General features: G+C 68.4%; 10 protein-coding genes and 1 riboswitch. Of the genes, 7 read left to right on the forward strand and 3 right to left on the reverse strand.

The features are described from left to right. Positions 1-101 precede the first annotated feature (101 nt). The gene (locus BM013_RS05495; RefSeq protein WP_093123861.1) at positions 102-2339 is read right to left on the reverse strand and encodes an NADP-dependent isocitrate dehydrogenase; all 2238 of its coding nucleotides are present in this window, start codon (positions 2337-2339) and stop codon (positions 102-104) included. A 148-nt stretch (positions 2340-2487) separates the two neighbouring features. Beyond that, positions 2488-3123, reverse strand: coding sequence for an ABC transporter ATP-binding protein (locus tag BM013_RS05500; RefSeq protein ID WP_093123864.1), 636 nt, complete (start codon positions 3121-3123; stop codon positions 2488-2490). Positions 3124-3201: 78 nt separating this feature from the next. Here BM013_RS05500 and BM013_RS05505 point away from each other — a divergent pair, with 78 nt between their 5' ends. From BM013_RS05505 to BM013_RS05535, 7 genes are all read left to right on the forward strand, one after another. After that, on the forward strand, positions 3202-3978 hold the full coding sequence (locus tag BM013_RS05505) for a hypothetical protein (RefSeq protein WP_093123866.1): 777 nt from the start codon (positions 3202-3204) through the stop codon (positions 3976-3978). A 193-nt stretch (positions 3979-4171) separates the two neighbouring features. Continuing rightward, a riboswitch (glycine riboswitch) is annotated at positions 4172-4296 on the forward strand. A gap of 140 nt (positions 4297-4436) precedes the next feature. Then, positions 4437-6020 carry an ABC transporter substrate-binding protein gene (locus BM013_RS05510; RefSeq protein ID WP_093123869.1) on the forward strand — a complete coding sequence of 528 codons (1584 nt, stop codon included), beginning with the start codon at positions 4437-4439 and terminating at the stop codon, positions 6018-6020. A 22-nt stretch (positions 6021-6042) separates the two neighbouring features. Continuing rightward, on the forward strand, positions 6043-6984 hold the full coding sequence (locus BM013_RS05515) for an ABC transporter permease (RefSeq protein WP_093123872.1): 942 nt from the start codon (positions 6043-6045) through the stop codon (positions 6982-6984). Positions 6985-7003: 19 nt separating this feature from the next. Next, complete coding sequence (locus tag BM013_RS05520; protein WP_093123875.1) at positions 7004-7960, forward strand: ABC transporter permease; 957 nt, start codon at positions 7004-7006, stop codon at positions 7958-7960. 3 nt (positions 7961-7963) lie between these two features. Continuing rightward, entirely contained in the window at positions 7964-9592 is a 1629-nt protein-coding gene (locus tag BM013_RS05525) for a dipeptide ABC transporter ATP-binding protein (protein WP_093123877.1), read from the forward strand. Between the two features lie 42 nt (positions 9593-9634). Next, positions 9635-11137: a M81 family metallopeptidase gene (locus BM013_RS05530; RefSeq protein ID WP_093123880.1), complete on the forward strand. Its 1503-nt coding sequence runs from the start codon at positions 9635-9637 to the stop codon at positions 11135-11137. Positions 11138-11175: 38 nt separating this feature from the next. Continuing rightward, entirely contained in the window at positions 11176-12360 is a 1185-nt protein-coding gene (locus tag BM013_RS05535; RefSeq protein WP_093125158.1) for a M20 aminoacylase family protein, read from the forward strand. Between the two features lie 24 nt (positions 12361-12384). On the opposite strand, the gene BM013_RS05540 is transcribed toward BM013_RS05535, so the two are convergent. Further along, on the reverse strand, positions 12385-13626 hold the full coding sequence (locus tag BM013_RS05540; protein WP_093123883.1) for a CynX/NimT family MFS transporter: 1242 nt from the start codon (positions 13624-13626) through the stop codon (positions 12385-12387).

Consider the following 13626-nt stretch of genomic DNA (forward strand, 5'->3'; position numbering starts at 1 on the left):
CTTGCCAGCGGATGGAGGGACGTGGAGTCTAGTCCCGCACCCGCTGGAGGAGGGAGAGCCGGGGAGCGGCAGTTGCTGCCGTCCCAGGGCTCGTCGTGGCGTCAGGCTTGTGCCGACGCCAGGGTGGCGTTGAGCGTTGCGCTCGGACGCATCACGGCCGAGTACTTCTCGGGGTCGGCCAGGTAGTAGCCGCCGATGTCCACGGCCTTGCCCTGCACGGCTGCGAGCTCGTCGACGATCTTCTGCTCGTTGGACGTGAGCGTCTCGGCCAGCTTCTTGAACTTGGCTTGCAGATCCTTGTCTTCGGTCTGCGCGGCCAGTTCCTGGGCCCAGTACATGGCCAGGTAGAACTGGCTGCCGCGGTTGTCCAGCTGGCCGGTCTTGGGCGACGGGTTCTTGTTGTTGTCCAGCAGCTTGCCGGTGGCGGTGTCGAGCGTCCTGGCCAGGATGGCGGCCTGCTTGTTGCCCGTCTTCAGGCCCAGGTCTTCCAGGCTCACGGCCAGCGCCAGGAATTCACCCAGCGAGTCCCAGCGCAGGTGGTTCTCCTCGACCAGTTGCTGCACGTGCTTGGGGGCCGAGCCGCCCGCGCCGGTCTCGTACAGGCCGCCGCCGGCCATCAGGGGCACGATGGACAGCATCTTGGCCGAGGTGCCCAGTTCCATGATGGGGAACAGGTCGGTCAGGTAGTCGCGCAGGATGTTGCCGGTGGCGCTGATGGTGTCCAGGCCGCGCACGACGCGTTCCAGCGTGTAGCGCATGGCGCGCACCTGGCTCATGATCTGGATGTCCAGGCCCGAGGTGTTGTGCTCGTGCAGGTACATCTTGACCTTGGTGATCAGCTGCGCCTCGTGCGGGCGGTAGGCGTCCAGCCAGAACACCACCGGCATGCCGGAGTTGCGCGCGCGGGTGACGGCCAGCTTGACCCAGTCGCGGATCGCGGCGTCCTTGACCTGGCACATGCGCCAGATGTCGCCTTGCTCCACGTCCTCGCTCATCAGCACTTCGCCGCTGTCCAGGTCGGTGATGTTGGCAACGCCGTCTTCCGGGATCTCGAAGGTCTTGTCGTGCGAGCCGTACTCCTCGGCCTTCTGGGCCATGAGGCCCACGTTGGGCACCGTGCCCATGGTCTTGGGGTCGAAGGCGCCGTGCCACTTGCAGAAGTTGATGATCTCCTGGTAGATGCGGGCGAAGGTCGACTCGGGCATCACGGCCTTGACGTCCTTCAGGCGGCCGTCGGCGCCCCACATCTTGCCGCCGTTGCGGATCATCGCGGGCATCGAGGCGTCCACGATCACGTCGTTGGGCGAATGGAAGTTGGTGATGCCCTTGGCCGAGTCGACCATGGCCAGCTCGGGGCGGTTCTCGTGGCAGGCGTGCAGGTCGCGCTTGATCTCGTCCTGCGTGCTCTGGGGCAGCGTGGCGATCTTGGTGTACAGGTCGACCATGCCGTTGTTGACGTTGATGCCCAGCTCGTCGAACAGCTTGCCGTGTTTCTCGAAGGCTTCCTTGTAGAAGATCTTCACGCAGTGGCCGAACACGATGGGGTGCGAGACCTTCATCATGGTGGCCTTGACGTGCAGCGAGAACATGACGCCGGTCTTGTGCGCGTCCTCGATCTCCTTTTCATAGAAGGCCAGCAGCGCCTTCTTGCTCATGAACATGGAGTCGATCACTTCGCGGTCCAGCAGCGCGATCTTGGGCTTGAGCACGATGGTCTTGCCGCTCTTGGTGATCAGCTCCATCTTCACGTTGCGCGCGCGGTCCAGGGTCATGGACTTTTCGCCGTGATAGAAGTCGCCGCCGTGCATGTGCGACACGTGCGAGCGCGAGGCCTGGCTCCAGTCGGCCATGCTGTGCGGGTTCTTGCGTGCGTATTCCTTGACGGCATTGGGCGCGCGGCGGTCGGAGTTGCCTTCGCGCAGCACCGGGTTCACGGCGCTGCCCGTGCACTTGTTGTAGCGCGCGCGGATGTCCTTGTCCTCGTCCGTGGACGGGCTCTCGGGGTAATCGGGGATCTTGTAGCCCTTGCCCTGCAGTTCCTTGATCGCCGCCTTGAGCTGCGACACCGAGGCGCTGATGTTGGGCAGCTTGATGATGTTGGCGTCGGCCTGCAGCGTGAGCTTGCCGAGTTCGCTGAGGTTGTCGGGCACCTTCTGCGCGTCGCTCAGGAATTCGGGGAATTCACCCAGGACGCGGGCGGCCACGGAGATGTCGCTCGTGGTGACATTGATGCCGGCCGGGTTGGTGAAGGCGCGGATGATGGGCAAAAACGCGTAGGTCGCCAGCAGGGGCGCCTCGTCGGTGAGGGTGTAGACGATGGTGGGTTGCTTCGAGCTCATGCGCTTGCTTCCGTAGATGCTGGTTGTCGGGTTGGCTGGAAAACTTCTGGCGGGATCGGCCGCCGGAATCCGCGATTGTCGCCCGTCGGCGACCTGTTTCGTCCGCCCGAGGGGCGATCACCCCCACGGGCGCCTTGTCAATGGGGTTTCAGGGGAGCGGCAGCTCGATGGTGGCCGCCAGCGGCACGGTGTCGATGCGCTCGGCGCTGGCGACCAGGAAGGCCCTCTGCGTGCCCGCTTCGGCCAGTTCGCACAGCGAACGCCACAGGCAGCGCACCGAACCCGCGTCCAGCGCGGCCGCGGGCTCGTCCAGCAGCACCAGCGGGCGGCTCGAGGCGAGGGCGGCGGCCAGCCACACCTTGCGTCTGGAGCCGGTCGACAGCATGAACATCGACTTCTCCAGGTGCGGGGTCAGCGAGAAGCCTTCGACCAGCGCCTGCCAGCGGGCGTCGTCGAAGCCCGCGTCGCCCTCGCGCAGCGCGGCGGTGCATTGGTGCACCGTGGCCTGGTCGAATCGGTCGGTGGACGGGTCGACGAAGAAGACGTTGCGGCGATAGGCCTCGGGCGACGCGGCCAGGCTGGTGCCCGCCACGCTCAGCTCGCCGGTGGCGGGCAGCGCGCCCGCGATCACCTGCAGCAGCGCCGACTTGCCCGCGCCGGTGTCGCCGTACAGCAGCGTCACGCCGGGGCCGATGGCGGCGCTCCAGTTCGAGGCGATGGCGGGCTGGCCGGGGTACGCGAAGCCGAGCGCGCCGATCTGGAGGAGGGGGGTAGGTGGGTTCATGGTCGCGGCCGACTGTACCAAGCGAGCTTGTGCAGCCGGCCGCACGAAAGGCGCCCGCCGTGGCTACCATTCGGCTCCATGAAAAAGCTGCTCGCCACCGGTCTCCTCGTGTCGTTGTTCGCCGGCCCGATGCTCGCCGCGCCGTCCGCGCAGGTGTTCGAGGTGGTGAAGAAGCCCGAGTCGGTCGATGCGCAATGGCGTGCGCGCCTGTGCGCCCTGCTGCCGCAGCCGTGCGACGTGCAGCAGCTGGGCCTGTACCGCCCACGCGGCGCAACGCCGGGCGATTTCGTCGTGCTCTCCGCGCAGCCGCTGGCCATGGCGCGCGTCAAGCGCACCACCGACGCGAAGGGCTGGCAGCTCGACCGCATGTACGAATTCCCGGCCTACGCCGAGTCCGTCAGGAAGGAGGACAACGCGGGCGCGCCCGAGACCCGCCTGTCGCTCGCGCCCGCGCTCTATCCGCTGGCCGAAGGCAAGTGGGCGGTGGCCGTGCTGCAGACCGTGTCGGAGATGTACTCGGGCGGCGGCGCCTCGTTCGACACCGCCGACTTCGTGCCGCTCGAGGACGGCAAGGCCGTGCACGAAGACATTCCCTTCTCGTGCTTCAAGATGATCCGCGCCTGCTTCAGCGAGAAGGAATACAAGACCTCCAGGCACTGCCACGACGAGAGCAACGGCAGCCTGCGCATCGCCTACGGCGAAGCCGCGAAACCCGGTGGCCTGTACGACTGGCAGTACACGTGGCTGCAGACCGAGTGGGGCCAGAACGAACCGCAGAGCGCCGCGGTCAGCTCGCGCATCCGCTTCACCGCGAAGACCACCGAGCGCGCGGGCTTCTGCGGCGGGCCGCAGTAAATACAAAGGCGTACGGCGCACCGTGTGCGCGGCGCACGCGCACCGTGCGCGCAGCGGAGGGCCACGCGCATCGCGCCGAGTGGCACGCAAACTGCTTTGGAGAAATCCATCCAGGAGAAATGCCGGCTCGATGCTTCGAGTTAGTGCATTACCGAAGGCGATAGCCCAGAACGCTCAGGTCCCAAGACTGGATTTTTCTAACGCTGGAGAGCGCTGACCGGACCCGTTGCAGGGACCGAGGGCAGCCGCCGAAGGGGCAAGCCCTGTGCGATGTGCGCGCGGGGTGAATCTCTCAGGCAAAAGGACAGCAGGGGCACGCCGCGCAGAGCGCGGGGTGTCCGTGTTCGCTTCCGGAGCCTCCTTGTTTCCATGACTTGTTTTCCGCAACGCCACACGACGCATGTGTTCCTGGCGTTGCCCGTTTTCGCGTCCCCCTTTTTCAACCGGAGAACTGACCCATGCTGACGAAACGACGACTGAAAGCCATCTTCGCGGGCGCCCTGCTGGCCGCGGCGGCAGCCACCACCTTCGCGCAGGACACCGGCAAGGTGCTGCGCCTGGTGCCGCAGTCCGACCTGAAGATCCTCGACCCGATCTGGACCACCGCCTTCATCACGCGCAACCACGGCTACATGGTCTACGACACGTTGTTCGGCGTGGACGAGCAGGGCAAGGTGCATCCGCAGATGGTCGACAAGTACACGACCAGCCCCGACGGCAAGACCTGGACCTTCACGCTGCGCAAGAGCCTGGCCTTCCACGACGGCAAGCCCGTCACCTCGGAAGACGTGCTCGCCTCGCTCAAGCGCTGGGGCCAGCGCGACGGCCTGGGCCAGAAGATGTTCGCCGCGCTCGACAAGGCCGAGGCGGTCGACGCCAACACCTTCAAGCTGGTGTTCAAGGACACCTTCGGCATGGTGCTCGACGCGCTGAGCAAGCCTTCGTCGAACCCGCCTTTCATCATGCCCGCGCGCGTGGCCGCCACGCCCGCCGACAAGCAGATCGACGACGCCACCGGCTCGGGCCCGTACATCTTCAAGAAGGACGAGTACCGCCCCGGCGAGAAGATCGTCTACCTGAAGAACACCAGGTACGTGCCGCGCACCGAGGCGCCCTCGGGCACCGCCGGCGGCAAGAACGTGTACGTCGACCGCATGGAATGGATCATCCTGAAGGACGCGCAGACGCAGGCCAACGCGCTGGCCAACGGCGAGGTCGACATGATCGAGTGGGTGCCCTCCGAGCAGTACACGGCGCTGAAGAACAACCCCGCCATCACGCTCGACAGCCCGGTGTCCAAGGGCTCGTTCGCGCTGCACCTGAACCACCTGATCCCACCCTTCGACAACCCGAAGATCGCGCAGGCCGCGTTCATGGCCATCAACCAGGAGGCGCTCATGCGCGCCCAGCTGGTGCACAAGGAGCTGTACAACAGCTGCGCCTCCATCTACCCGTGCGGCTCGACCTTCGCGACCGACAAGACCGGCTACTTCACCGGCAAGCCGCAGTTCGAGAAGGCCAAGGCGCTGCTGAAGGAAGCCGGCTATGACGGCAAGCCCGTGGTGCTGATGTTCCCGGCCGACTTCGCGGTGCTCAACAAGTTTCCGCCGGTGATGGCGCAGCTGCTCAAGCAGGCCGGCTTCAACGTCGACATGCAGTCGATGGACTGGCCCACGCTGGTCACGCGCCGCGCCAAGAAAGACCCGGTCACCAACGGCGGCTGGAACCTCTTCATCACCGGCTGGGGCATTGCCGACAACATGAACCCGATGTTCTTCGCACCGCTCACCGGCACCGGCGACAAGGGCTGGTTCGGCTGGGCCACCGACGACAAGCTCGAGCAGCTGAAGTCGGAGTTCCTCGCCACGGCCGACGAACCCAAGCGCAAGGAACTGGCCACGGCCATCCAGCAGCGCGTGTACGACACCGGCATCTACGCGCCCATCGGCGAATACAAGCCGCTCACGGCCTACCGCAAGGGCGTGGTGAGCGGCGTGGTGCGCTCGCCGGTCGGCGTGTTCTGGAACCTGAAGAAGAACTGAGCCCGCCTCACGGGACCCGCCCATGCTGCTCTTTCTTGCACGCCGCATTCTCTCGACCGTGCCGGTGCTCGTCATCGTCGCGCTGATCGTCTTCCTGATGCTGCGGCTCGCGCCCGGCGACCCCGCGGCCGCCATCGTGGGCGACAGCGGCACCAGCGAGAACATCGCCAGGGTGCGCGAGCAGCTGGGCCTGAACCAGTCGCTGCCCGTGCAGTTCTTCCACTGGAGCGCGCAGCTGCTGCAGGGCAACCTGGGCGAGTCGTACTTCATGAAGAAGACCGTGACCGAGCTGATCGGCCAGCGCATCGAGGCCACGGTGTCGCTGGCCGCGGTGACGCTGGTGGTCACCATCCTCATCGCGGTGCCGCTGGGCGTGATCGCCGCGTGGCGCCATGGCGGGTGGCTCGACCGCATGCTCATGGGCTTCTCGGTGATGGGTTTCTCGATACCCGCCTTCGTCATCGGCTACGTGCTCATCTGGATCTTCGCGCTGCACCTGCAGTGGCTGCCGGTGCAGGGCTACGCGCGGCTGAGCCAGGGGCCGCTGCTGTGGCTCAAGCACCTGATCCTGCCGTCGATCACGCTGTCGATCATCTACGTGGCGCTGATCGCGCGCGTCACGCGCGCGGCGGTGGCCGAGGCCATGACCGAGGACTACATCCGCACGGCGCGCGCCAAGGGCATATCGGAGACGCGCCTGCTGATGCGCCATGCGCTGGCCAACGCGGCGATTCCCATCGTCACGGTGATCGGCATCGGCATTGCGCTGCTCATCGGCGGCGTGGTGGTCACCGAGACGGTGTTCGCCATTCCGGGGCTCGGCCAGCTCACGGTCGACGCGGTGCTCTCGCGCGACTTTCCGCTGATCCAGGGCATCACGCTGTTCTTCTCCGTCATCTATGTGCTCATCAATCTGCTGATCGATGTGAGCTACCTGGTGTTCGACCCCCGCATCCGGTATTGAACCGCCACGAAGAAATACCATGACCGATTCGTCTCTTTCCCTCGCCCCCCCGGGGCCTGCATCCGACGGCGCCGTGGAGGCACTGCCGCCGCCCAGGCGCCGCTCGCTGCTCAAGCGCATCCTGGCCAACGGGTCGGTGCGCGCCGGCGGCGGCGTGCTGGTGCTGCTGGTGCTCATCGCGCTGGCCGCGCCGTGGCTCGGCACCATCGACCCGACCGCCATCGACCCCGGCAGCTCGAACATCCTGCCGGGCACGCGCGGCGAGTTCAACAGCCTGGCCGGCGACACCTTCGAGCACCTGTTCGTCATGGGCACCGACAGCCTGGGCCGCGACATCTGGAGCCGCACGCTGTACGGCGCGCGCGTGTCGCTCACCGTGGGCATCGCGGTGGCCGCGCTGGCGGTGGTGTTCGGCATGCTGGTGGGGCTGCTGGGCGGCTACTTCCGGCGCATCGACAGCGCCGTCATGCGGCTCATGGACGGCGTCATGGCCATTCCCGGCATCCTGTTCGCGATCAGCCTGGTGGCGCTGTTCGGCGGCAAGCTGCTCACGGTGGTGGTGGCCATTGCGGTGCCCGAGATCCCGCGCGTGGCGCGGCTGGTGCGCTCGGTGGTGCTCACGGTGCGCGAGGAGCCGTACGTGGAAGCGGCCATCGCGCTGGACACGCCGACCTGGAAGATCCTGGTGCGGCACATCCTGCCGAACGCCATTGCGCCGCTGATCATCCAGGCGACCTACGTGTGCGCGTCCGCCATCCTGGTCGAGGCGATCCTGTCGTTCCTCGGCGTGGGCCTGCCGGCGGACATGGCGACCTGGGGAAACATCATGGCCGAGGGCCGCGCGCAGTTCAACCAGTTCCCGCACAACGTGCTGTTCCCGGGCATCTTCCTGGCGCTCACGGTGCTGGCCGTGAACATCCTGGGCGACGGCCTGCGCGACACGCTCGACCCCAAGTTCAACAAGCGCGGAGGCTGAGCCATGACGAACCCCACCCCTGTCCTGCCGGTTCTTTCCGTGCGCGACCTGGCCATCGCATTGCCGCCCGGCGGCGACCGCGCGCATGCGGTCGACCACATTTCCTTCGACGTGCCGCCCGGCAAGATCGTCTGCCTGCTCGGCGAATCGGGCTCGGGCAAGTCGGTCATCGCCAACGCCGTGATGGGGCTGCTGCCGCCGGGGCACGTGCCCGTGCGCGGCACCATCGCGCTGCAGGGCGAGAACCTGCTGGCGGCGCCGCAGGCGCGGCTGCGCGCGCTGCGCGGCCCGTCGATGGCCATGGTGTTCCAGGAGCCCATGACCGCGCTCAACCCCGTGATGACCTGCGGCGCGCAGGTCGACGAGATGCTCGCGCAGCACGTGTCCATGGGCGCGGCCGAGCGGCGGCAGAAGATCCTGGCGATCATGGCGCGCGTGCGGCTGCCCGAGCCCGAGCGCATCTATGCCTCGTACCCGCACCAGCTCTCGGGCGGGCAGCGCCAGCGCATCGTGATCGCGATGGCGCTCATCCTGAAGCCCGCGCTGCTCATCTGCGACGAGCCGACCACCGCGCTGGACGTGACCACGCAGGCCGAGATCCTCAAGCTCATCCTGGAGCTGCAGACCGAGAACGGCACGGCGGTGCTGTTCATCACGCACGACTTCGGCGTGGTGGCCGAGATCGCCGACGAGGTGGTGGTGCTGCAGCTGGGCGCCATGATCGAGAAGGGCGACAAGATGGCGGTGCTCACCGCGCCGCGCGAGCCCTACACGCAGATGCTGCTCGACGCGGTGCCCGAGCTGTCGGCGCACAAGCGAGCGCCGGTGGCCGACGCCTATCCGCTGCTGAATGCGGTGAACATCTGCAAGACCTACGTCACCGGCAGCTGGCCGGGCAAGCGCCGCACGGTGAAGGCCGCGCGCGACGTGTCGCTGGCCGTGCGGCCCGGCGAAACCGTGGGCATCGTGGGCGAGTCGGGCTCGGGCAAGTCGACGGTGGCGCGCTGCATTGCGCGGCTGATCGATCCGACCTCGGGCGACATTTTTGCCGACGGCCGCTCGGTGGCGCACGCCACGGGCCGCGCGCTGTCGCCGTTTCGGCGCACGGTGCAGGTGATCTTCCAGGACCCGTACCGCTCGCTGAACCCGCGCCAGACGGTGGGGGCATCCATCGTCGAAGGGCCGGTGAACTTCGGCACGCCGCACGCCGAGGCCTGGGCCCGCGCCGAGGAACTCATGCGGCTGGTGCGCCTGTCGCCCGACGCGCTGCGCCGCTACCCGAGCGAGTTCTCGGGCGGGCAGCGCCAGCGCATCTCGATTGCGCGCGCGCTGGCCTGCGAGCCCAAGGTGCTGATCGCCGACGAGGCGGTGTCCGCGCTCGACGTGTCGGTGCAGGCGCAGATTCTTCGGCTGCTCGACGAGATCCAGCAGCGGCTGAAGATCGGCATTCTCTTCATCACCCACGACCTGCGCGTGGCCAGCCAGATCTGCGACAACGTGATCGTCATGAGCCAGGGCGAGATCGTGGAGCGCGGCGCCGTGAGCGAGGTGTTCTTTGCACCGCAGCATGCATACACGCGCAAACTGTTGGCTGCTGCGCCCGGGCGCGACTTCGCTTTCGCGCGCAGCTAGGGCTGCGCCCCGTTCATTGCTTCACCCCACGACAAGGAATCCATGAAAGTCTTCATCGCCGGTTTCCAGCACGAGACCAACACCTTCGCGCCCAGCAAGGCCGACTGGGCCGCGTTCAACGCGGGCTCGAGCTTTCCGCCGTACCGGCGCGGCGCGGCGATCGTCGAGGCCTACGCGGGCCGCAACATCCCGGTCGGCGGCTTCATCGACGCGGCGAAGGAAAAGGGCTGGTCGCTGGTGCCCTCGGCCTGGGCCGGCGCCACGCCGTCCGCGCACGTGACCGAGGACGCCTTCGAGCGCATCTCGGGCGCCATCACCGAGGACCTGGCCGCGGCGCTGGCCAATGGCGGCATCGACGCGGTGTACCTCGACCTGCACGGCGCGGCCGTGACCGAGCACCTCGAAGACCCCGAGGGCGAACTGATCGCGCGCATCCGCACGCTGGTGGGCCCCGGTGTGCCCATCGTCGCGAGCCTGGACCTGCACGGCAACATCACCGCGCAGATGCTGGCCGAGGCCGACGCGCTGGCCACCTACCGCACCTACCCGCACATCGACATGGCCGACACCGGCCGGCTCGCGGCCACGCTGCTGGAGCGCCGCATGGCGCGCGGCGCGCGCGAGCCGCTGCACGCGCGGCGCTTCACCTTCCTGCTGCCGCTGAACGTGCAGTCGACCATGATCGAGCCGGCCGCGTCGGTGTACGGGCTGCTGAAGGAACTCGACGCGAAGCACGACGCGGTGCTGAGCTTTGCCACCGGCTTCCCGGCCGCCGACATCGCCGAGTGCGGCCCGGTGGTGTGGGGCTACGGCGACGACGCCGGCGCGGCCGTGGCCGCGCTGTACGAGCGCATCGACCAGCCGCGCTCGCAGTGGCGGCTCGAGGTGCTGGAGCCGCGTGCGGCCGTGGCGCGCGCGCTCGAACTGGCCGAAGGCGCGAGCCAGCCGGTCGTGATCGCCGACACGCAGGACAACCCCGGCGCGGGCGCCGACAGCAACACCACCGGCATGCTGCACGCGCTGCTGGCCGAGGGCGCGGGCCAGCGCTACCCGGGCCAGGTGGCGCTGGGGCTGATGTTCGACCCGGCGGCCGCGGCCGCCGCGCACAAGGCCGGCGTGGGCGCGCAGATCCGCATCGCGCTCGGCACCTCGGTGCCCACGTGGGGCGGCCAGTTCAGCGACGCGCCGGTCGAAGGCGTGTTCACCGTGACCGCGCTCAGCGACGGCCAGGTGCAGGGCAAGGGACCGATGTCGCGCGGCGGCACGGTGTCGCTGGGCCCGAGCGCCTGCCTGGAGATCGACGGCGTGCGCATTGCCGTGGCCAGCGGCAAGAGCCAGATGCTCGACCGCGAGTTCTTCCGCTACCTGGGCATCGAGCCCGAGGCGATGAAGGTGTTGGTGAACAAGAGCTCGGTGCACTTCCGCGCCGACTTCGCGCCCATTGCCAGCACCATCCTCGTGGCCAAGGCCCCGGGCCCGATGGCCGCCGACCCGGCCGACCTGCCATGGACCCGGCTGCCCGCCACCATGGCGCTGCGGCCCTGAGCGACCCGCTTTTTCCTTCCACCGAACCAGAGCACACGATGCCCCAGAACGCACAGCACTACCTCGAGTACATGAGAAAGCACGCCGCCGAATTCGTGACGGTGCGCCAGCAGATTCACCAGAACCCCGAGCTCGGCTTCGAGGAGTTCGGCACCAGCGACCTGGTCGCCGAGCGCCTCACGGCGTGGGGCTACGAGGTCGAGCGCGGCCTCGGCGTGACCGGGCTCGTGGGCCGCCTGAAGCGCGGCGGCGGCACGCGCGCCATCGGCATCCGCGCCGACATGGACGCGCTGCCCATCGAGGAGAAGACGGGCCTGGCCTACCGCAGCGGGCGGCCCGGCATCATGCACGCCTGCGGCCACGACGGCCACACGGCGATGCTGCTGGGCGCGGCCAAGTACCTGGCGCAGCACGGCGAGTTCTCGGGCACGCTGAACCTGATCTTCCAGCCGGCCGAAGAGGGCATGGGCGGCGCCGTGAAGATGATGGAGGACGGCCTGTTCGACAAGTACCCGTGCGACGCGGTGTACGCCATGCACAACTCGCCGGGCCGCAAGCAGGGCGACCTGGTGTTCCGCGAAGGCGCGGCCATGGCCTCGTCGGACTACGCCACCGTCACGCTCACCGGCGTGGGCGGCCACGGCGCCATGCCGCACCGCACGGCCGACCCGATCGTGGCGGCCTCCAGCATCGTGATGGCGCTGCAGACCATCGTCTCGCGCAACGCCGATCCGCAGGAGATGACCATCGTCACCGTGGGCGCCATCCACGCCGGCAAGGCCAACAACGTGATTCCCGAGACCTGCACGCTGGAGATCAGCGTACGCTCGCTGAACCGCGAGATGCGCGTGCTGCTCGAGAAGCGGGTCAAGGCCATCGTCAACGCGCAGGCCGAGAGCTTCGGCGTGAAGGCGCACGTCGACTACCGCAAGGGCTATGCGGTGCTGGTGAACACGCCGGATGAAACCGAGTTCGCGCGCCGCATCGGCTACGAGCTGGTGGGCGAGGCGCATGTCGAGCCGCAGGGCCCGGCCGTCACGGGCAGCGAAGACTTCGCCTTCATGCTGGAGAAGAAGCCCGGCTGCTACCTGTTCATCGGCAACGGCGCGCCGGGCGAGCACGGCGGCTGCATGGTGCACAACCCCGGCTACGACTTCAACGACAGCAACCTGCCGATCGGCGCGGCCTACTGGGCGCTGCTGGCGGAAAGCTACCTGCAGTAGGGCGCCGGCGCTGATGCCCCGTGCCTAGTGACGGGGCACCGTCGTCGTGCCCACGTGCATCGTGCGGCCGGCGCCCAGGCCCGCGACCACCAGCGCGATGCCCAGCCCGATGAACAGCCACGACGAGGCGCCGAAGCTCCCCGTCCAGCCGTGCAGCAGCCCGGCCACCAGCGGGCCGAAGGCCGCCACCATGTAGCCCACGCCCTGCGCCATGCCCGAGAGGTGCGCGGCCACGTGCGAGTCGGGCGAGCGCAGCACGATCATGGTGAGCGCCAGCGCGAAGGTGCCGCCCTGCGCGATGCCCAGCAGCACGGCCCAGGCCCAGACCCCGGCCAGCGGCGCGAACAGCATCGCCAGCATGGCCGCCACCGTCATCGCGGCCAGCACCACCGCCAGTCCGCGCTGGTTGCGCAGCTTCACGGCCAGCGCCGGCACCACCAGGCAGGTGACCACCTGCGTCATGACCGACAGCGACACCACGTAGCCGGCCGTCTCGCTGCCCAGACCGCGCTCGCGCAATATGGGCGCGAGCCAGCCCATCACGATGTAGGCCAGCGCGGACTGCAGGCCCATGAAGAAGGTGACCTGCCAGGCCAGCTTGTCGCGCCACAGGCCGCGCACCGTGAAGCCCGACTCGCTGGCCACCGGCTTGCGGGGCAGCGCCTGCGGCGCCCAGATCAGCGTGACCAGAGCGGCCGGCAGCGCCCACATGGCCAGCGCCATGGTCCAGCCGCCGCCCAGCGCGTGCTCCAGCGGCACCGTGAAGCCGGCCGCGCTCGCGGCGCCGCCGCACACGGCCATGGTGTACAGGCCCATCATCAGCGCCGCCTGGCTCGCGAAGTCGCGCTTCACCAGGCCCGACAGCAGCACGTTCGACACCGCGATGCCGCTGCCCGCGATGGCCGAGGCCAGGAACAGCAGCGGAATGTGGCCGGTGCCGCGCAGCACCGTGCCCACGCCGATCAGCACCATGCAGCCCAGCAGCGTGCGCTCGGTGCCGAAGCGGCGCCCGAGGCCGGGCGCCAGCGGCGCGAACACGCCCAGGCAGACGATCGGCAGCGTGGTCAGCAGGCTCGCGGCGGTGGCCGAGAGGCCGGTGGCCTTGATGATCTCGGGCAGCACGACCGACAGGCTGGAGAACACCGGGCGCAGGTTGAAGGCGATCAGCACCACGCTGGCGCCGAGCAGGATGCGCCGGGCGAGGCTGTGGGGTTCGCGCGCCGCCGCGGCGGTGGAAGGCGAGGAAGAAAGGGTGGCCGAATTCAT

Origin of the sequence: Variovorax sp. OK605, from assembly GCF_900115445.1 — a bacterium.
In the GTDB taxonomy this organism is placed as follows: Bacteria; Pseudomonadota; Gammaproteobacteria; order Burkholderiales; family Burkholderiaceae_C; genus Variovorax.